The 19,237-nt window shown below is 70.6% G+C and carries 16 protein-coding genes and 2 pseudogenes; 13 read left to right on the plus strand and 5 right to left on the minus strand.

The genetic code is table 11. The annotated features are described in order from the left end of the window. The first annotated feature begins 60 nt into the window (after nucleotides 1-60). Nucleotides 61-1,368, plus strand: a complete 1,308-nt coding sequence (locus ACTMTU_RS18480) for an ATP-grasp domain-containing protein (RefSeq protein WP_441264573.1) — start codon at nucleotides 61-63, stop codon at nucleotides 1,366-1,368. 82 nt (nucleotides 1,369-1,450) lie between these two features. Then, a complete protein-coding gene (locus ACTMTU_RS18485; RefSeq protein ID WP_441264574.1) occupies nucleotides 1,451-3,478 on the plus strand; it encodes a CocE/NonD family hydrolase in 2,028 nt (675 codons plus the stop codon). 118 nt (nucleotides 3,479-3,596) lie between these two features. Here the strand turns inward: ACTMTU_RS18485 and ACTMTU_RS18490 are convergent, their stop codons facing one another. Next, nucleotides 3,597-5,582, minus strand: a complete 1,986-nt coding sequence (locus ACTMTU_RS18490; RefSeq protein ID WP_441264575.1) for a heavy metal translocating P-type ATPase — start codon at nucleotides 5,580-5,582, stop codon at nucleotides 3,597-3,599. Between the two features lie 121 nt (nucleotides 5,583-5,703). Here ACTMTU_RS18490 and ACTMTU_RS18495 point away from each other — a divergent pair, with 121 nt between their 5' ends. Together ACTMTU_RS18495 and ACTMTU_RS18500 are read left to right on the plus strand one after the other, a co-directional pair. Beyond that, nucleotides 5,704-6,072, plus strand: coding sequence for an ArsR/SmtB family transcription factor (locus ACTMTU_RS18495; RefSeq protein WP_159694553.1), 369 nt, complete (start codon nucleotides 5,704-5,706; stop codon nucleotides 6,070-6,072). 454 nt (nucleotides 6,073-6,526) lie between these two features. Then, nucleotides 6,527-8,271 (plus strand): annotated as a pseudogene (locus ACTMTU_RS18500) (DUF4158 domain-containing protein). Between the two features lie 47 nt (nucleotides 8,272-8,318). On the opposite strand, the gene ACTMTU_RS18505 reads toward ACTMTU_RS18500, so the two are convergent. Further along, on the minus strand, nucleotides 8,319-9,077 hold the full coding sequence (locus tag ACTMTU_RS18505; RefSeq protein ID WP_441264576.1) for an SDR family NAD(P)-dependent oxidoreductase: 759 nt from the start codon (nucleotides 9,075-9,077) through the stop codon (nucleotides 8,319-8,321). A gap of 147 nt (nucleotides 9,078-9,224) precedes the next feature. Between ACTMTU_RS18505 and ACTMTU_RS18510 the strand changes: the two genes are divergently transcribed. The 5 genes from ACTMTU_RS18510 (at nucleotide 9,225) to ACTMTU_RS18530 (ending at nucleotide 12,274) form a co-directional block, all read left to right on the plus strand. Next, nucleotides 9,225-9,860, plus strand: coding sequence for a TetR/AcrR family transcriptional regulator (locus ACTMTU_RS18510; protein WP_441264577.1), 636 nt, complete (start codon nucleotides 9,225-9,227; stop codon nucleotides 9,858-9,860). 233 nt (nucleotides 9,861-10,093) lie between these two features. Further along, a complete protein-coding gene (locus ACTMTU_RS18515; RefSeq protein WP_441264578.1) occupies nucleotides 10,094-10,999 on the plus strand; it encodes a recombinase family protein in 906 nt (301 codons plus the stop codon). A gap of 209 nt (nucleotides 11,000-11,208) precedes the next feature. Further along, nucleotides 11,209-11,616: a phage holin family protein gene (locus tag ACTMTU_RS18520; RefSeq protein ID WP_441264579.1), complete on the plus strand. Its 408-nt coding sequence runs from the start codon at nucleotides 11,209-11,211 to the stop codon at nucleotides 11,614-11,616. Continuing rightward, the gene (locus tag ACTMTU_RS18525; RefSeq protein WP_441264580.1) at nucleotides 11,613-12,011 is read left to right on the plus strand and encodes a DUF3618 domain-containing protein; all 399 of its coding nucleotides are present in this window, start codon (nucleotides 11,613-11,615) and stop codon (nucleotides 12,009-12,011) included. The genes ACTMTU_RS18520 and ACTMTU_RS18525 overlap by 4 nt, the downstream gene beginning before the upstream one ends. Further along, nucleotides 12,008-12,274: a DUF4235 domain-containing protein gene (locus ACTMTU_RS18530; RefSeq protein WP_441264581.1), complete on the plus strand. Its 267-nt coding sequence runs from the start codon at nucleotides 12,008-12,010 to the stop codon at nucleotides 12,272-12,274. The genes ACTMTU_RS18525 and ACTMTU_RS18530 overlap by 4 nt, the downstream gene beginning before the upstream one ends. A gap of 135 nt (nucleotides 12,275-12,409) precedes the next feature. Here the strand turns inward: ACTMTU_RS18530 and ACTMTU_RS18535 are convergent, their stop codons facing one another. Then, the gene (locus tag ACTMTU_RS18535; RefSeq protein ID WP_441264582.1) at nucleotides 12,410-13,615 is read right to left on the minus strand and encodes an IS110 family transposase; all 1,206 of its coding nucleotides are present in this window, start codon (nucleotides 13,613-13,615) and stop codon (nucleotides 12,410-12,412) included. Between the two features lie 436 nt (nucleotides 13,616-14,051). On the opposite strand from ACTMTU_RS18535, the gene ACTMTU_RS18540 reads away from it, so the two are divergent. Continuing rightward, nucleotides 14,052-15,134: a YihY/virulence factor BrkB family protein gene (locus ACTMTU_RS18540; RefSeq protein WP_441264583.1), complete on the plus strand. Its 1,083-nt coding sequence runs from the start codon at nucleotides 14,052-14,054 to the stop codon at nucleotides 15,132-15,134. A gap of 127 nt (nucleotides 15,135-15,261) precedes the next feature. Here the strand turns inward: ACTMTU_RS18540 and ACTMTU_RS18545 are convergent, their stop codons facing one another. Further along, a complete protein-coding gene (locus ACTMTU_RS18545) occupies nucleotides 15,262-15,459 on the minus strand; it encodes a hypothetical protein (protein ID WP_441264584.1) in 198 nt (65 codons plus the stop codon). Nucleotides 15,460-15,660: 201 nt separating this feature from the next. Between ACTMTU_RS18545 and ACTMTU_RS18550 the strand changes: the two genes are divergently transcribed. Then, nucleotides 15,661-16,377: a MerR family transcriptional regulator gene (locus ACTMTU_RS18550; RefSeq protein ID WP_441264585.1), complete on the plus strand. Its 717-nt coding sequence runs from the start codon at nucleotides 15,661-15,663 to the stop codon at nucleotides 16,375-16,377. A gap of 168 nt (nucleotides 16,378-16,545) precedes the next feature. Here ACTMTU_RS18550 and ACTMTU_RS18555 read toward each other — a convergent pair. Beyond that, a pseudogene (locus ACTMTU_RS18555) lies at nucleotides 16,546-16,824 on the minus strand (phosphatase domain-containing putative toxin); the annotation flags it as partial. Between the two features lie 275 nt (nucleotides 16,825-17,099). Here ACTMTU_RS18555 and ACTMTU_RS18560 point away from each other — a divergent pair. Together ACTMTU_RS18560 and ACTMTU_RS18565 are read left to right on the plus strand one after the other, a co-directional pair. Further along, the gene (locus tag ACTMTU_RS18560; RefSeq protein ID WP_441264586.1) at nucleotides 17,100-17,936 is read left to right on the plus strand and encodes an SMP-30/gluconolactonase/LRE family protein; all 837 of its coding nucleotides are present in this window, start codon (nucleotides 17,100-17,102) and stop codon (nucleotides 17,934-17,936) included. 282 nt (nucleotides 17,937-18,218) lie between these two features. Next, nucleotides 18,219-19,235 carry a LacI family DNA-binding transcriptional regulator gene (locus ACTMTU_RS18565; protein WP_441264587.1) on the plus strand — a complete coding sequence of 339 codons (1,017 nt, stop codon included), beginning with the start codon at nucleotides 18,219-18,221 and terminating at the stop codon, nucleotides 19,233-19,235. Nucleotides 19,236-19,237 lie beyond the last annotated feature (2 nt).

A 19,237-nucleotide genomic window follows, 5' to 3' on the forward strand; every position in this document is an offset into this window, starting at 1 on the left:
GGGGGTAGCCGGGCGGCATCCCCGACGTGCAGCCACCTTTGCCCGACCCGAGGAGAATCAGTGCCCGAGAAGAACATTTTCGTGATCGGCCTCGACGACGCCAACCTGGACACCTTGCACAGCGTGCCCGACGCCCGGGAGTACCGCTTCCATCCGCTCCTGACCACGCAGGAGCTGCAGGTGGGCGAGGTGTCCGTGCCCGCGCTGCTGGAGAAGGCAGTGGGCATACTTGACGCCTTCGATGGCAGCGTCGACGCCATCGTCGGGTACTGGGACTTCCCCGTGAGCACGCTCGTGCCGATCCTGAGCGAGCGGTACGGCACGCGCAGCACCTCTCTGGAGTCGGTCGTCAAGTGCGAGCACAAGTACTGGAGTCGGCTGGAGCAGCAGAAGGTCGTGGACGAGCACCCGCGCTTCGGCACGGTCGATCTGGAGGCTCGGGATCCGCGCCCGCCCGAGGGTGTCCGTTACCCGATGTGGCTCAAGCCGGCGCTGTCGTACTCGTCGGAGCTCGCCTTCGGTGTGAAGAACGAAGAGGAGTTCCGCGCGGCGGTGGACAAGATCCGCGAGGGCGTCGCCCGCGTCGGCCGGCCGTTCCAGTACATCCTCGACCGGCTGGACCTGCCGCCGGAGATGCAGGGCGTCGGAGGCCAGGTGTGTCTCGCCGAGGAAGCGCTCTCCGGCATCCAGGTCGCGGTCGAGGGCTATGTCCACGGCGGCGAGGTCACCGTCTACGGCGCACTGGACTCCATCAACTACCCCGACAGCTCGTCCTTTCTGCGCCACCAGTACCCCTCCACGCTCCCCGAGCCCGTCGTGCGGCGTCTGCACGATGTCTCCGAGCGCGTGATACGGCAGATAGGGATGGACGCGGCGACGTTCAGCATCGAGTACTTCTACGACCCGCGGACCGACGCGATCAACCTGCTGGAGATCAATCCCCGGCACTCGCAGTCGCACGCCGAACTGTTCGAGTACGTCGACGGTGTGCCCAACCACCACTGCATGCTCAGCCTCGCGCTCGGCAGGAACCCTGAACTGCCGGACGGCGCGGGGCGCTACAAGACCGCCGCCAAGTGGTACTACCGGTGGTTCGCCGACGGTGTGGTGCACGACGTGCCCTCGGACGAGGACCTGCGGCGTATCGAGCGGGAGATCCCTGGCGTGCGGGTCGACATGGTGCCCGAGGAGGGGCAGCGGCTGTCTCAGATGCCCGAGCAGGACAGCTACAGCTTCGAACTGGCCCACATCTTCACCGGGGGCGACAGCGAAGAGGACCTGCGCGAGAAGTACGACCGCTGCGTGGCCGCCTTGAACCTCACCTTCGACCGGGCAGCGCCCGACGACCCCGCCGGGGAGAGTGTCTGAGGGAGGCCGTCGGACCGGTGTGCCGGACAGGATCCTGGGCAGCCGCCCAGCCGAGCCGAAAAGGAGGGAGAGGGCCGGCCGTATGCGTTATGTGAGCAACCTGCCCCACGCGACAACGGAAGAGGAGCACGTCGCCGTCCCCATGTCCGACGGCGTCCGTCTGTCGGCCCGGATCTGGCGTCCCGTCTCCTCCGACGCGGAACCGGTGCCGGCCGTGCTGGAGTACATCCCGTACCGCAAACGCGACCTGTCCTCGGTACGCGACTCCGTCCATCACCCCTACATCGCCGGTCACGGCTACGCCTGCGTCCGTGTAGACCTGCGGGGCACCGGGGAGTCGGAAGGGATTCTGGCGGACGAGTACCTGGAACGGGAGCAGAGCGACGCCGAGGAGATCCTCGCGTGGCTGTCGGAGCAGCCCTGGTGCGACGGGAACACCGGCATGATGGGCATCTCCTGGGGCGCGTTCGCCGCCCTCCAGGTCGCCGCCCGCCGGCCGCCGAGCCTGCGGGCCATCGTCATCGCGTCCTTCACCGACGACCGGTACGCCGACGACATGCACTACATGGGCGGTGCGCTGCTGTCGGACAACCTGGCCGAAGCGGGCACCATGTTCGCCTACGCCACCTGCCCGCCGGACCCGGCCGTCGTCGGCGAGCGCTGGCGCGAGATGTGGCAGGAACGCCTGGAGAACACCCGTCCGTGGGCGCTGGAATGGCTGCGACACCAGCGCCGCGACGCGTACTGGCGGCACGCCTCGATCTGCGAGGACTACCAGGCCGTACGCTGCCCCGTCCTGGCCTCCAGCGGCTGGGCGGACGGCTATTCCAACGCGGTGACGCGTCTGCTGGGGAACCTGGACGTGCCCCGCAAGGGTCTGATCGGCCCGTGGTCGCACAAGTATCCCCACCTCGGCGAGCCGGGCCCGGCCATCGGCTACCTGCAAGAGGTCGTCGCCTGGTGGGACCACTGGCTCAAGGGCGTCGACAACGGGGTCATGGACGGGCCGATGCTCCGGACCTGGATGCAGGACAGCGTGCCGCCCTCCACGTCCTACGAATCCCGGCCCGGCCGCTGGGTGGGCGAACCTGCCTGGCCGTCACCACATGTCCGGCCGACCGCCCATCCCCTCAGCAGGCACCGCATCGGCGCCCCCGGTGAGGCGACGTCGGGCAAGGAAGCCCTGACCGTGCAGTCGCCGCTGTCCGTAGGGCAGTTCGCCGGCAAGTGGGCCTCGTACAACGCCCCGCCCGACCTGCCCTACGACCAGCGCGAGGAGGACGGCGGCTCACTGGTCTTCGAGACCGACGCGCTCACCGAGCGGGTCGAGATCCTGGGCTCCCCCAGCGTCGAACTGGACCTGTCGGTCAGCGAACCGGTCGCCATGGTCGCCGCGCGGCTGTCGGACGTGGCCCCTGACGGCAGCGCCACCCGCGTCACCTACGGCCTGCTCAATCTCACCCATCGCGAGGGGACGGGCGTGCCGGAGCCGCTGGAACCGGGTGCCCGGTACCGGGCCACCGTCCGGCTCAACGGCGTGGCGCAGGCCTTCCCGCCCGGTCACCGCATCCGGCTGTCGTTGTCCACCTCCTACTGGCCGCTCGCCTGGGCACCGCCCCGACCGGTGCTGCTCAGCGTCTACGAGGGCACCAGCAGCCTGACCCTGCCCCTGCGACCGGCGGACGCGCCCGACGGCCTTCCCCAGAGCCCCTTCGGCGAGCCCGAGGGCACAGCCCCCCTCACCACCACCCGGCTGACACCCCCTGAGCAACGCTGGGAGGTCACCCGGGACCTGGTCGGCTACCGGTCCGCGCTCGAGATCGTCAAGGACCGCGGCATGGTGCGCTACGACGACATCGGCCTCGACGTGGGCCTGCGGGCGTACGAGAAGTACAGCGCGGTCGCCGACGACTTCACGTCGGTCAGCGGGGAGAGCGCCTGGACCATGCGCTTCCGCCGGGACGACTGGGACGTACGGGTGGAGACCCGGACGGCGCTGACGTCGAGCGAGACCGAGTTCTTCGTCGACGCGACTTTGGACGGCTTCGAGAACGACCGCCGGGTCTTCTCCCGTACGTGGAACGAGACACTGCCCCGCGACCACCTGTGAGGCAGCCGGACCGGAGGAACGCCTCCGGTCCGGGCGAGGCGCCGGAGTCAGCCGCGGGCCGGGGCGGGCGGGCACGGCGGGTGGGAGAGCGCTCAGCAGACCTGCCCACCCGCCGCGGTCAGGCCTGCGCGGCCCGCCGCCACGCCGACTCGCGCAGGAGCCGCAGGCCGTTGAGGCCCACCAGCACCGTGGAGCCCTCGTGGCCCGCGACTCCGAGCGGCAACGGCAGGTGCCAGACCAGGTCCCAGACCACCAGCACGCCGATGCACACGGACGCGATCACCAGGTTCTGCACGACCAGCCGGCGGGCACGCCTCGACAGCGCCACGACGGCGGGGACCGCGGCCGCCTCGTCGCGCACCACCACGGCGTCCGCGCTCTCCAGCGCCAGGTCGGAGCCCGCACGGCCCATGGCCACGCCTGCGGTCGCGGCGGCCAGCGCGGGCGCGTCGTTGACGCCGTCGCCCACGACGAGCACCCTGTCGCCCGCCCGTTCCCACTCCTGCACCGCCGCGACCTTGTCCTGCGGCAGCAGCGCGGCCCGTACGTCGGTGATGCCGACCTCGTCCGCCACCCGGGCCGCCGCACGCGGGTTGTCGCCCGTGAGCAGTGTCGGCCCCGCGCCGGTGAGACGGGCGAGGGCCGCGACGGCCTCCGGGGCACCGTGCCTGAGCCGGTCCTCGACGGCCAGCACGGCGACGGGTTCGCCGTCCACCTCCACCACGACGGCCGTCCGGCCGTCGGCCTCCATCGCCGTCGCCTCGGCGCTCTCACCAGTGAGCAGAGCGGCGGGGCTGCCGACGCGTACCGTGCGTCCGGAGACCTGCGCGGAGACGCCTCGCCCGGGAGCCGACTCGAACTGCCGCGCCTCCGGCAGCCGCAGGCCGCGTTCGCGTGCCGCCGTGACCACGGCACGGCCCAGCGGGTGCTCGCTGTGGTGTTCGGCCGCCGCGGCGAGCGTCAGCGCCGTGTCCTCGTCGAGGCCGCCGGCGGGCAGCAGACGTACCTCCGCGACGCGCGGCGCCCCTTCGGTGAGTGTGCCGGTCTTGTCGAGCGCGACGCGTGTGACGGACGCCAACGACTCCATGGCCACAGCGGATTTGACGAGGACTCCGTGACGTCCGGCGTTCGCGATCGCGGACAGCAGCGGCGGCATGGTCGCCAGCACGACGGCGCACGGCGAAGCGACGATCATGAACGTCATGGCCCGCAGCAGGGTGCTGGTGAAGTCGGCGCCGAAGGCGAGCGGCACGGCCAGCAGCGCGAGGGTGGCGACCACGACCCCTGTGGAATACCGCTGTTCGATCTTCTCGATGAACAGTTGGGTGGGTGCCTTGGTGGCACTGGCCTCCTCGACCATCGCGACGATCCGAGCGATCACGGACCCGGCGGCGTCCGCGTCGACGCGGACGCGGAGCGAGCCGGTTCCGTTGAGGGTGCCGGCGAAGACGGTGTGGCCGGCGAAGCGGTCGACGGGGAGCGGCTCGCCGGTGATGGTCGCCTGGTCGACCTCACTGGCGCCCTCGAGCACGGTCCCGTCGGCGGGCAGGCGCTCTCCGGGCCGCACCAGAACGGTGTCCCCCACCCGCAGGTCGGACACGGGGACGGTCTCCTCCGTGCCGTCCGTCAGGCGCAGGGCCTGCGCCGGTGCGAGGTCGAGCAGGCCGCTGACCGAGTCGGCGGTGCGGCGGGTCGCGAGAGCCTCCAGCGCGCCCGACACGGCGAAGATGACGATCAGCAGCCCGCCGTCGAGGAACTGCCCGATGGCCGCGGCCCCGACGGCCGCCACCACCATGAGCAGGTCCACGTCGAGGGTCTTCTCGCGCAGGGCCCGCAACCCTTCCAGGCCGGGCTCCCAGCCGCCGGCCGCGTAGCAGAGGGCGTAGAGCGGACCCCACGTCCAGGCCGGGGCGCCGCCGAGGTCGAGCGGCAGGGCGCACAGGAACGCGACGGCGGACAGTGCCGCCCAGCGGACCTCGGGCAGCGCGAACAGCCGGGTGCGCCGCCTGCCCGGTGCCGCCCGAGGTGTTGCTGCGGGCCGCGCGGTGGTGGCGTCGCGCACCGGCGTGGCGGTCGGGGACGTCGGCGGCGTCGGAGGAACCATCGGGAGCACACCTCTTCTTCGGGTTCCGGGGCACGGGGTGTGGGCGGAACCCGACCACCATAGCGGAATACATGAAGAGGTCTTCATTCGTTACTTCTGTCGCGCGGCTACGATGTGCCCCATGGGACACGGAGTCAGCGGCGGGACCACCCCGGCCGCGCATCTGGACGCGGACTCCGCGGCGACCATCGCCGCCACCCTGCAGGCGCTCGCGACGCCCTCCCGCCTCATGATCCTCACGCGGCTGCGCCAAGGCCCGTGCGGAGTGACCGAGCTCGCGGAGGCGGTCGAGATGGAGCAGTCCGCCGTCTCCCACCAACTGCGACTGCTGCGGGCGCTCAGCCTCGTCTCCGGCACCCGTCAGGGCCGGCGCATCGAGTACAGCCTCTACGACAACCACGTCGCCCAACTGCTCGACGAGGCCGTCTACCACATCGAGCACCTTCGGCTGGGCACCCGCGACGTGCCGGAGCCGGCCGACAGCGAGTAGCCGGCGCGGCGCCCCCGTCGCCGACTCCGGCGCCCTGCTCGGCGCTCGTTCGGCGGGCCGGACCGCGGCCCGGCCCATCGGCCCCCCTTGAAGCGGCAGGCCACAGGGCCGCTCCTGGCGTCGTTCCCGTCGAGGTGCGTGTCCCGAGATCCGCGGAACTTCCGGGCGGGGCCACCAGGAGAACGTGAGCACCTTCGGGCGGCTGGTGGCCGTTCGCTGACCCGCCGTCCGGAACGGGCCGTGCCGGACCGTCGCGGTCGGTGACGCCCCGCTGCGGCGCGACGGCCTGACGCATTTACCGGCCTCGGGGAACATCGGTACAGCGGTTATCGGTGAGAACGATCATGGCCGTCTAGCACAGTGATCCGATTCGCCGCTGGGGTTCTGTGAAACGCCTCCGGGCCCGGTCCGAGGCTGGCTACGGTCCGGCTCGTGCCGGTGGAATTTCTGAGCGATGAGCAGGCCGAGGCGTACGGGACGTTCGCCGAGGCCCGAGCTGGAGCGGTTCTTCTTCCTGGACGACGTGGACCGGGACCTGATCGCCCTGCGGCGGACAGAGCATCACCGGCTCGGCTTCGCGCTCCAGATGTGCACGGTGCGGTACGTCGGTCTGTTCCTGGAGGACCCGCTCGCGGTGCCGTGGCCAGTGGTCGAGCATCTGGCCGTGCAGCTCGGCATCGAGGACCCGTCGGTGGTCAAGCGGTACACGGAGCGGCGCCAGACGCTGTATGACCACGCGTGGGAGATCCGGGACTCCTACGGCTACCCCCCTACGAGGACGCCGAGTGGGGCCGGCGGTTCCGTACGTTCCTGCACGGGCGGGCGTGGACGCACGCCGAGGGCCCGAAGTCGCTGTTCGACCACGCGGTGGGCTGGCTGCGCCGTCACCGGGTTCTGCTGCCCGGGGTGTCGGTGCTGGCCCGGCAGGTTTCGGAGGTGCGGAAGGTCGCGGAGAAGCGGCTGCACGCCACCGTCGCGGGCGCCGCCCGCCGCGCGGACCCTGCGCTGCCCGGCGATCTGGTGGCGACGCTGAAGACTCCGGAGGGCTCCCGGTTCTCGGAGCTGGAGCGGCTGCGCCGGCCGCCGACGCGGACGACGGGGACGGCGTTCGCCCGCGCGCTGGAGCGGGTGGACGAGATCGGCGCCTTCCAGCTCGGGCGGCTGAAGCTGTCGCAGATCCCGCCGAACCGGATGGCGTCGCTGGCCCGGTACGCGCTGGGGTCGAAGGCGGCGTTGCTGGAACGGGCGTCGGAGCCCAAGCGCACGGCGATGCTCACCGCGGTGATGCGTCACCTGGAGGCGAAGGCGATCGACGAGGCCCTGGACCTGTTCCAGGTCCTCATGGCCACCCGGCTGCTGAGCACGGCGAAGCGGAAGACGGAGAAGGAGCGGCTGTCCACGCTGCCGCAGCTGGAGAAGGCGTCGCGCACGCTCGCGCGGGCAGCGAAGGTGCTGTTGGAGGAGCTGGAGCTGGTCGAGGAGCACGGCGCGGATGTGGATGTGGCCGCGCTGTGGGCGGCGGTGGAGGAGGTCGCGCCGCGCGCCGCGGTGCTGACGGCGGCGGCCACGGTGGTGGCGCTGGTGCCCGAGGACGAGGGCTCGGCGGAGGTCGCGATGCGGGCCGCGCTCGCGACCCGGTACGCCACGGTGCGGCCGTTCCTGTCGCTGCTGGGCGAGTCGAAGGGCGCCTACGACCTGCTGCGCATGTTCGGACGCGAGGGGCGCCCGACCCCGCTGGGTGCGGCGTTCGCCGAGTACGGGCGGATCGCCAAGACCGAGCACCTGCTGCGGGTGGTCGACCCGGTCGACGACACCTACCGCCGTCAGATGAACCGCCAGCTCACCGTGCAGGAGTCCCGCCACAAACTGGCCCGGGACGTGTGCCACGGCAAGCGCGGCACCATCCACCAGGCGTACCGCGACGGCATGGAGGACCAGCTCGGCGCGCTCGGCCTGGTCCTCAACGCCATCGTGCTCTGGACCACCCGCTACATCGAGGCCGCCGTCGTCCAGCTCCAGGCCGAGGGCCACGAGCTCCGGGAGGAGGACGTCGCCAGGCTCTCCCCGCTCAAGCACCGCAACCTGAACCTGCTCGGCCGCTACAGCTTCACCCCGAGCGTCCCATCCGCCGGCGCCCTGCGCCCGCTGCGCGACCCGGACGCGTCGGAACTGGACGAAGACGAGACCGGCGCGGAATGAATCCGGCCCGCCGTTGCCTGCGGCCCGGCACAGGCTCGCCCGGTTGGTCAGAGGAGGGCGCCGCCGGAGACCTCGATGCGCTGGGCGGTCATCCAGCGCAGGCCCTCGGACGCCAGCGTGGCGATGGCGTCGCCGATCTCCTCGGGTTCGCCGACGCGGCCGAGCGCGGTCTGCCCGGCGAGACCCTGGCGCATCTCGGCGTCATCCCGCATGGCACCGCCGTTGAAGTCGGTGGCGGTCGGCCCCGGGGCAATGGAGTTGACCCGGATGCCGCGGGGGCCGAGTTCTGCGGCCAGAGTGCGGCTCAGGGCCTCGACGGCGGCCTTCGAGGCGGAGTAGACCGAGGTCGCGGGACTGGTGTGGCGAGTCAACGACGACGAGACGTTGATGACGCGGGCGCCCTGCGCCAGCAGCGGCACAAGCGACTGGATGAGGAAGAACGTGCCCCGCACGTTCGTGCCGAACACCGTGTCGAAGTCGTCGGCCGTGACAGCTTCCAGCGGGCCGAAGACACCCACCCCCGCGTTGTTGACCACGATATCGAGCCGCGAAGCCCCCCAGCGCTCAAGCAGTCCGCTCAGCTCGGAAGTGAAGGCTCCGAAAGAGGAGACGTCGCTGATATCGAGACCCACGACAGCGGCAGTCCCGCCCGCAGCGTGCACTTGCTGCGCCGTCTCCTCGGCCCCGGCCGCATCACCGCGATGGGTGACCACGACCCGCACCCCGCGCGCCGCCAGGGCAAGAGCCGTACTCCGACCCAGGCCACGGTTCGCACCGGTCACCAAAGCGATCCTTTCGACTGTCATCAGCTGCTCCCTCATCGCACGGCACCCGAGAGACGGCGGGCGCCGCAATCAGATGCGAGTCGCTTGACTCGCCTTTCCATCGCACCGTAGGCATGCCAAAGGAGGCGAGTCAAGTGACTCGCCTCGGATCTAGGGCATACTGCACGCATGGCAGCAGAGCTCTCCACACATCACCGCCGCCTCGCCCAGCAAAAGCGTGAGGCGATCATCTCCGCAGCCACGGACCTCTTCCTGAACCGCGGTTACGACGGCACTTCCCTCGCCCGCATTGCCGAAGGGGCGGCAGTCTCGAAGTCCACCCTGTTCAAGCAGTTCCCCACCAAGGCAGCCCTCTTCGAGGCCATCGTCACCGAGTCCTGGCAGCGTGACGCCGGAGGCACTGTCGCACGGCCTCAGGCCGGAGACCTGCGTTCCGGCCTGACCTCCCTCGGCCACCGCTACGCCGACCTGATCGGCCGGCCCGGCATGACAGCCCTGTTCCGCATCGTCATCGCCGAGCTGCCCCGCTTCCCCGAACTGGGACGGATGCAGTTCCAGCTCGGCAAGCTGCCCTACTTCACCTCAGTCCAGCACTACCTGGAGTCGGAGCACGAGGCCGGTAACGCCGACGTCCCGGACGCCGAGAGCGCCGCCAACCAGTTCCTCGGGATGATCGCCAACTACGTCCTGTGGCCCCGCATGCTGCTGACCGACTGGAACCCCGCAGCCTCTGACATCCGCTACGCCGTCGAGCAGGCTGTAGAGACCATGCTCGCCCGCTACACCTCCGATCGACCAGCCTGATCCGAAGCCGGAATTCGTACGCCGGCACCGGGTGCTGGAGGGGCCCGCGGAGCTGCGGCCGTGCGGACCTTCGCTGTCGGCAAACGATCGTTTGACGACAGGCGGGCGACGCGTCCAATGAACCCGTGCAATCCGGGGCTTCGTGACGGCGCGAATCCAAACAGATCCGATGGCGATGCTGACAGGGTTTGGTGACAGATAAGGTCCGATCCTCCGTCAGGAAGGGGCCTCCGGTGGCGAACCTGGTCTACAGACGGGTCTCGACCGACCAGCAGTCCACCGCTCGGCAGGACCTCGTCCTGGACGAGGCCGGGCTCGAGGACCCGATCGTCTTCGAGGAGGACCCCGGCACCTCCAGCCGCCTCCACCCGCTCCAGCGCCCGAAGTTCGGCGAGCTGCTCACCTACGCGCGGCCAGGCGACACCGTGCACATCTCCGAGATGTTCCGCCTCGTGCGCGGCAACCAGCACATCCTCGACGTGCTCGACATCCTGCACCGTGACCGTCTCGCCCTGCGCATCCACGACGGCGCGTTCTCCGCGATGGACCTCACCGCCCGCCACCCGCGCACCGGCGAGCTGCTGTCCACCGTGAAGTTCATGGTGCAGACCCTCGCCGCCGCCGGCGAACTCCAGCGCGAGCTGACCTACGACGGACTGCGCGCCGCCGAGGCCAAGGGCAGCAAGGGCGGACGCCGCCCCGCCGTGGCGGCCGCGCAGACCGCCGACGTACGCGCCGTGTACCTGGAAGGCCGCTCCATCGCCGCCCTCGCCCGCGACCATCACGTCAGCCGCGGCGCGATCCGTACCGCCGTCGCCGACCTCCTGCCCGATCACTCCGCCACCGAGGAGGACGCGCCCGCCCCGGAGTTGCCAGTCACCCTCGACATGCCAGGCAAGGTCGCCGACTACCTCCGCACCACGGAGCTGGAGCCCGCCGAGCGGGCCGCGCTCGACCAGGGGACGACCGTACGGCGCGGCCAGGGCTACACCCTGCGCGTCGGCGCCGTCCCCGCCGTACACCGCCAGCTCCTCGACCGCTGCCAGCCGCTCGACGGCGGCCACGGCCTCCCCGCGGTCCCGGCCCAGCGCAAGGCCCGCCGCGAGTACGAGAACCGGGTCAGCGCCCTCAAGCCCTGACCAAGATTGTTCTCACCGATAACCGCTGTACCGATGTTCCCCGAGGCCGTTTACGGCTCCGCCCTTCCGGCTGCCCCTGTCCGCCAAGGCGGCAAAGCCCACCGAGCCGTCGCTGCGAAGGCCTGCGCGCGGCCACGGGACCCGGCCGTTGTGTGCTCGGCGCCTTCTCGGGTAACCGGAGCGCGTGGACCCGACAGGAGGTGGACCCGATGAGCAATTTCCATCGCACGGCCACGGACGAGCCGGTCGGTGAGCTCGTCAGCCGTGCCTCGCAGCAGATCTCCCAGCTGGTGCGGGAAGAGATGCAGCTGGCCCGGGCCGAGATGAGCGAGAAGGGCAAACGGTTCGGCATGGGCGGCGGGCTGTTCGGGGGCGCCGGCCTGGTCTCGGTCCTTGCCCTGCAGGCGCTGGTCGCCACCGCGATCATCGCACTCGCACTGGTCCTGCCGTGGTGGGCGGCGGCACTGATCGTCACCGGAGTGCTGTTCGTGATCGCCGCGATCCTCGGCGCGGCCGGAAAGAAGAGCATTCGGCGGGCCGGACCGCCCAAGCCGCAGGAAACGATCAGCAGCGTGCAGCGCGACGTCCGTGAGATCAAGGAAAGGGCACACCGATGAACACTTCCCGGCGAGGCAGCAGCAGGGATCCGAGCGCCCTCTCGGCCGATGAGCTGCGCACGCAGATCCAGCACACCCGCGACGAACTCGGCGAGACGGTGGAGGCGCTCGCGGCCAAGGCCGACGTCAAGAGCCGGGCCAAGGAGACGGCCGCGGGCATGAAGGACCAGGTGGGCCTCAAGGCCACCCGTGCCAAGGAGCAGGTGGCAGCCACCGCGGCCGCGGTGGGCGACACCATCCGCGAGAAGACCCCTCACCCGCGCCACGAGCACCACGCCGCACACGCGGCACACGCAGAACACGGCAGCAACACAAAGCTGCTCGCCGGAGCGGGAGCAGGGTTCGCCGTGGCCGTCGTCCTCCTGATGCTGGTCAAGCACAGGAGGCACCGGTGAAGGCATCGAAGGTCTTCTACAAGCCCGTGGGTCTGGCGATCGGTGCCACGAGCGGCGCCGTGGCGGGGGCGGTGTTCGGCCAGGTGTGGAAGAAGCTGGGCCACGACGAGGACGCGCCGGACGCGACCGACGAGGGCCGCAGCTGGCGGGAGGTGCTGCTCGCCGCGACCCTCCAGGGCGCGATCTTCGCTGTCGTCAAGGCTGCCGTCGACCGCAGCGGTGCGGTCGCCACGAAACGGCTCACCGGCACCTGGCCCGGCTGACACGCCGTGGCCGGCCTCGCTCCCGCTTCCCCTCCGCTTACCGGGCCCGGGCGCCGCGGACGCCCGGGCCGGTGAGCTCTGTCAGTGATTCCCAATCAGGTTTGTCAAGGGCTGCGGTAGCGAGCGGTGACCGTTTTATGCCGCTGCGAGGCCACGTTGAGGTGGCTCGACGGTGAAGGTCCGCTGGTCGCGTATGAGGGCCCACAAGACGTCGAGGCGGCGCCGGGCGAGGGCGAGGACAGCCTGCTTGTGCGACTTGCCCTCGCTCCTCTTGCGCTCGTAGAAGGTCCTGGACGTCGGACAGCACCGGGCGGCGACCTGGGCGGACAGGTAGAAGACACGCAGGAGGCGGCGGTGGTAGCGGCGTGGTCGGCGCATGTTGCCGCTGATGCGTCCGGAGTCCTTGGGGACAGGGGCCAGGCCGGCGATGCCGGCCAAGCGACGGGAACTGCCGATGGCGTCCAGGTCGCCGCCGGTGCAGGCGATGAACTCGGCGCCGAGGAGGCTGCCCATGCCCGGCATGCTGGTGATCGCCGCAGCGTGCCGGTGCTCGCGGAACCGCGCCTCGATCAAGGCGTCGGTGCGGGCGATCTCTTCGTCCAAGGCCATCACCGCGGCGGCCAGGGTGCGGACCATGGCCGCCGCGGTCCTCTCACCGGGAATCGCCGTGTGCTGGGCCTGTGCCGCCTCCACTGCGGTGGCCGCCACCGTCTGGGCGTTTCGCACCTTGCGGTTCGACAGCCAGCCGGCCAGGCGGGTCTGGCCGATCCGGCGCAGGGCCGTCGGCGTCTGGTAGCCGGTCAGCAGGACGAGCGCGGCCTTGGAGGTGCTGTAGTTGAAGGCGCGTTCCAGGGCGGGGAAGTACTCCAGGAGTTGGGCGCGCAGCCGGTTGATCGCGCGGGTGCGGTCGGCGGTGAGGTCATAGCGGCGGGCGGTGAGGATCCGCAGGTCGACGGCGATCTCGTCCTGTTCCCGCAGGGGGTGCAGGTCGCGGCGCATGCGGGCCTGGTCGGCGATGACGTAGGCGTCCTTGGCGTCCGTCTTGCCGTCGCCCCGGTAGGAGCCGGATGCGTGGTGGACGGTCCGGCCCGGGATGTAGAGGACTGTCTGTCCATGGGCGGCCAGCAGCGCGATCAGCAGTGCGGCACCGCCCGCGTTCAGATCGACGGCCCAGGTCACCGGCTCGCCCTCGCTCAACTCGAGGACATCGCCGATCAGCTCGAGCAGAGTCGTCTCATCGTTGGCCACCCGCCGTGACAGCCTTCGCTCGCCTTCGGCGTCGATCACCGTGCAGTGATGCTCGCTCTTGCCCGCGTCCGTTCCCGCCCACAGTTGCGGCACTCGTGCCTCCTCGAGGATCCGTGTTCCTGGTCCCGGCAGACGACCACGCCGACGTGTCCTTACGAAGCGATGAGGTTCGCGCATCCCAATGAGTGGCCGTGTCGTCGCGGGGTGCCGGGCGGCCAATCACTGAAAGCCACATCATCGGCATGAGCTTTTTGAGCCACACCCGGCACCCCTGGGCCTCCCGATCGTACGAATGAGCGGAACGGACCCGCCAAGAAGGTAAGGAGCTCTCTCCGTGTGAGCCCTGTCCGTGTCCACAAGGGCGCGTCGCCGGGTCGGTCCTGCCGCCGAGACGGGTCACCGGACGGGCACAGAGCGGAATGCGCGCCCGCCGAGGGCCGAGCCTGCCGAAGGAGGCGCCGGCGCGGGGGCGTTCGGCGGTGCGGGCGTTCGGCTGATTGTCTTCCGCGAATGCGGATACACGGGCCATATGACCCGTTTTGCGAATCTGCGGCATCGTCACGAAGAAGCCCCCCGTCACGAGGCCGACCGTGCCACCGACACGGGACCGCAGCCCGCTGCCGGCACGGAGAAGGAGCCCGGCCCCGACCGAAGTGTGGAGCGCAACGCTCCGGACAGGCCGACCGACATGCCCAAGAGCTCGTTCGGACAGGTGCTGCGCCGCACATTCAAGGAGTTCAAGGACGACGAGCTGACCGACCGTGCCGCCGCTCTGACCTACTACGGCATTCTGGCGCTGTTCCCGGCCCTGCTGGTGCTCGTCTCCCTGCTCGGCATCATGGGCGAGAGCACCACGCAGAAGGTGCTCGACAACATCCAGCAACTCGCCCCGGGCCCGGCCCGCGACATCATCACCAACGCCGTCACCCAGCTTCAGGGCAGCTCGAGCACCGGCTCGATCCTGGCGATCGTGGGCCTGCTCGCCGCCCTGTGGTCCGCGTCCGGCTATGTGGCCGCGTTCATCCGCTCCTCGAACGCCGTCTACGACGTACCCGAAGGCCGGCCCGCCTGGAAGGTGCTGCCGGTCCGCCTCGGTGTGACTCTCGCCCTGATGATCATGGCCTGTGTGAGCGCCCTCATCGTCGTACTCTCCGGAGACATCGCTCAGCAGCTCGGTACGGCGCTCGGCGTCGCGGACACCGCAATGACGGTCTGGACGTACGCCAAGTGGCCGCTGCTCGTCGTGCTGGTCAGCTTGATGGTCGCGCTTCTGTACTGGGCCACGCCCAATGCCAAGGTCCGGGGCTTCAAATGGATCAGCCCCGGCAGCTTCATCGCCGTGGTGATCTGGCTCGCCGCGTCGGCCGGCTTCGCCTTCTACGTGGCGAACTTCGGCTCCTACAACAAGACGTACGGCACCCTCGCCGGCATCATCATCTTCCTCGTCTGGCTGTGGATCACCAATCTGGCCATCCTCCTCGGCCTCGAGTTCGACGCGGAACTCGCCCGCGTCCGCGCGCTCGCCGGGGGCCACCCGAAGGACGCGGAGCCCTACGTCGAGCCCCGTGACACTCGCAAGTGGACCGACGAGGACCGACGGCGAATGAGCTGACGGCGCCCGGTCGGCCCACCGGGTCGACGACGAGGCCGGTATCGACGGCGAGGGCCGCGTGACACCCGCGGCCCTCGGCCGACCCGGCCTCAACTGCCGTGCGCTGCCCCAGCCGTCGGCCGTCCGGTCACGATCCGTCGGCCTCCACGATCCGCCATCGGCCGACCTCCTGGTACTGCGAGTCGTAGACGGCCGACCCGTCGCCCGGCTTCAGCGCGTAGTGGTTCAGGTTCCCGCCCCAGTAACGGAGGATGCGGCCCAACTCGCCCGCCGTTTCCTCTGCCGGCCGCGCGGCGTCCACGTCGACCTCCAGAACGAACTTCACGTCCCTCGTCTCCCCTCACTGAACGGTTCGGCACCGCCCACAACGGGCCGGGCCTGCGGTTTCAATTGTTTCATTCAAGTGCTATGAGAGACTTTGAGGACCGACACCGCAGGTCGGCCCATGGACATGCCCGATAAGTCTCAACCAGTGGTGAGGCGCCAGAGTGAACCGTCGGGCGCCGACGGCCGAGGGGGTGGTGACGTGGGTGACCGGCTGCGAGCCGTCGACCTCGCGCGGACGGCCGGGATCTCGGTCCAGCAGGTCCGCAACTACGTGGACACGGGGGTCCTGCCACCGGTCGAACGCACCGCCAGTGGTTACCGCGTCTTCACCACCGCGCACGCCGAAGCCCTCGCCGCGGCTCGGGAGGCAGCCGCCGGCCACGGCTGGGCGACCACCCGCACCGTGATGCGAGCCGTCCACGACGGCGACCTCGAGACAGCGCTGGCCGCTCTCGACGCCAGTCATGCCCAACTGGACCGTGAACGCGCAGACCTGGCGGCGGTGCACGAGGCCCTGGGCACCGTCCTCGCGCACCCGGCGACCACAACAGCCACCTCGCCCACCGGCATGCGCATCGGCCAGGTCGCCCGCGCCGTGGGGGTCCGGCCTCCCGTGCTCCGGCTCTGGGAGGCCCGTGGTCTCCTGCGACCGGACCGTGAGCCGGGCACGGGATACCGCGTCTACTCCCGCTCGGAGTTCCACGCCGCACAGGTCGTCGCACTGCTGCGGCGAGGGCACTACCCGGTGGCCACCATCGAGGCCGTACTGGGCGAACTGCGGGCCACGGGCAGCCCCGACCGCGTGCTCGGCGAACTGAAGAACAGACAGCGGGATCTCCACCGCCGCAGCCTCCACCGGCTCAGGGCCTCCGCTGCCCTGCACGCCTACCTGCGGTACCTGGGCCGCACCACCTGACGCGTTCGTGCCTCGAGCCCGTGCGTATTCGAGGAGCTTGACCGTCCAGTCCCGCTGTTCCGGGGTGTCGGGAACAGCGAGGCCCCGGGCCTGCTCGAGCCGGTTCCACGCAAGGTCGTGATCGACGCCGTTGAGGACCAGGAGGGCTGCGGCGAGGAGAGAAGCGCGTCCTGTGCCGAAGCGGCAGTGGGTGACGACGTGCGCCCCCTCGCGAAGGCTCTCCGCGAGGTCCCGCAGCGCCGGCAGAACCGTGGCAAGGTCGGGAACGGTGCGGTCGGGTACGGGAACAGCAACGAACCGCAGTCCCGCGTCCGCCCCTGCCTCACGGGCGAGACCGAGTTCGTCGAGTTCGGCCGGTGTGAGTCCGCAGACGAGCACGTCGGCGCCGGCGGCGCGCAGGGCACTCATCTCGTCCTCGAGCCAGTCGCCGCCCCGGGGCCTGGCCATGGTGCTCAGCCGCCCGGGGCCGGGCAGATCGACGGTGAAGAGGCGAGGTCGCACAGCGGTGTCACTTTCGTTCGAACGGATGGGTCGTGAGCAGCAGGGTTCGTGAAATCGCCGAACCCTGCGGGGCGGGTGGGCCTCGGGGCACGCCCGAAGACGTGCAGGGCGCTCGTGCGGCGCCGATGCTGGTCCGTAGTGACGGCTCGGCCGGGCACGGGCGATGAGTTCCGCGCCGGCCGGCGGTCGGAACCAGTACACGGCCGACGACGGAGGCACAAGTGGCTCTGCGAACACTGCTGACCGGACACGGCCTCGTGGAGTCGCCACGATGGCGGGGTGACCGGCTGTACTTCTCCGACTGGTCCGCAGGCGAGGTGATCGCCGTGGACCTCGCCGGCCGGAGCGAGACGATCGCACGCGTGACGTCGCTGCCACTGTGCACCGCCTTCCTCCCGGACGGGCGGATGCTGCTCGTCTCGTCTTCCGACGGACTCCTGCTGCGCCGGGAGCGGGACGGGGCGCTGGTCAGGTATGCCGAGCTGGGCGGGCGGCCGGGCTGGAACGACATCGTCGTGGACGGCCGGGGCAACGCGTACGTCAACAGCATCGGCTTCGACATGATGGCCGGCGCGCCGTACGAGCCGGGCTTCGTCGCCCTGGTCACGCCGGACGGAACGGTTCGGCAGGTGGCCGACGGCCTGGCCTTCCCCAACGGCATGGCGGTGACCGCCGACAACTCGACCCTCGTCGTCGCCGAGTCCTACGGCCACTGCCTCGCGGCCTTCGACATCGACGCCGGCGGCGGGCTCTCCGGCCGACGGGTGTGGGCCCATCTCGGCGACGGCACACCGGACGGGATCTGCCTCGATGCCGCGGGCGCCGTCTGGTACGCCGACGTGCCCGGCAAGCGGTGCGTACGGGTCGCGGAGGGCGGGCAGGTCCTGCAGGCGGTGGAGCTGGACCGAGGCGGCTTCGCCTGCACGCTCGGCGGCCCCGACGGCACGACACTGTTCGTGGTCGCGGCCGAATGGAGCGACGGACCGGAACCGGTGCCGGCGGGAACCGGCCAGGTCCTCACGACAGAAGTCGGCGTACCGGCAGCGGGGTGGCCGTGACAGCTTGATCCCCTGCCTTGTCCGGGCGCCCCGCGCGGACCGGCTCCGGGCACCTCGGTGCGCCGGCGCGCCCCCTCCCCCGCTCCGCGACGAGTAAAGGCTCGCGTCCTGAACTCGCGCACAGCGCTGCCTGAAAGAGCCGCCGGATCGACCCGTCGCATCTATTGAAGCGCTTCGACAAGAGGTCTGGACAGTGCCGAACCCGTCGGATTACTGTCTATCCACATCCGAAGTCACCGACGCGGAGCGCATTGTCGAAGCGCTTCATCATCTGGAGATCCGATGGTCACACTCGCCGACGTAGCGCAGCACGCCGGAGTCTCGGCCAGCACCGTCAGCTACGTCCTGAGCGGGAAGCGGACCATCTCCGCGCTCACCCGGGAACGGGTCGAGCGCAGCATCACGGAGCTCGGTTACCACCCCAACGCCGGGGCCCGTGCGCTGGCGAGCAACAGGTCGAACATCATCGCCTTGATGATGCCGCTGCGCATGGACATGTATCTGCCGGTGATGACGGAGATCGCCATCGGGATCGCCACCCATGCCCGCGGTTACGGGTTCGACGTGCTGATGCTCACCAGCGAGGAGGGACCCGAGGCGGTCCACCGGGTGGTGGGCAGCGGGCTGGCCGACGCCATCATCCTCATGGACGTGGAACTGGACGACGCGCGGCTCCCGTTGCTCCGCGAGAGCGGCCGGCCGGCCGTACTCATCGGGCTGCCCGCCACGACCACCGGACTGACGTGCGTGGACCTCGACTTCACCGCCACCGGCGCGCTGTGCGCCGAGCATCTGGCGGCGCTCGGTCACCGTGAGATCGCCGTCATCGGAGAGGCACCCGCCGTCTACGAGCGGCGCACCGGTTTCGCCGAGCGGACCATCGACGGACTGCGCGCCCGGGCACGGGCCCTCGGGCTCCAGGTGCTGCACCGCCCCTGCGAGGGCAATTACGCGGCCATGGCCGGCGCCCTCGCCCAGATCTTCTCCGAACGCCCGGACGTCACGGGCTTCGTCGTCCAGAACGAGTCCGCCGTGGAGCCCCTGCTCGGTCTGCTGCGCCAGCAACGGCGGGCCGTGCCGGAAGACATCTCGGTGGTCGCGATCTGCCCGGAGCAGGTCGCCGTCCACGGATCCGTACGGCTCACCTCCGTCGCCATCCCGGCGCGCGACATGGCGCGGCACGCCGTCGAACAGGTCGTCGCCAAGATCGAGGGGCGGGCCGGCGACGAGGTCGTCCTTCTCGAGCCCGAACTCACCGTGCGCGCCAGCAGCGGTCCGGCGCCCGCTCCCTCCGCCTGAAC

Origin of the sequence: Streptomyces sp. OZ13 (assembly GCF_052068155.1) — a bacterium.
Classification (GTDB): Bacteria; Actinomycetota; Actinomycetes; order Streptomycetales; family Streptomycetaceae; genus Streptomyces.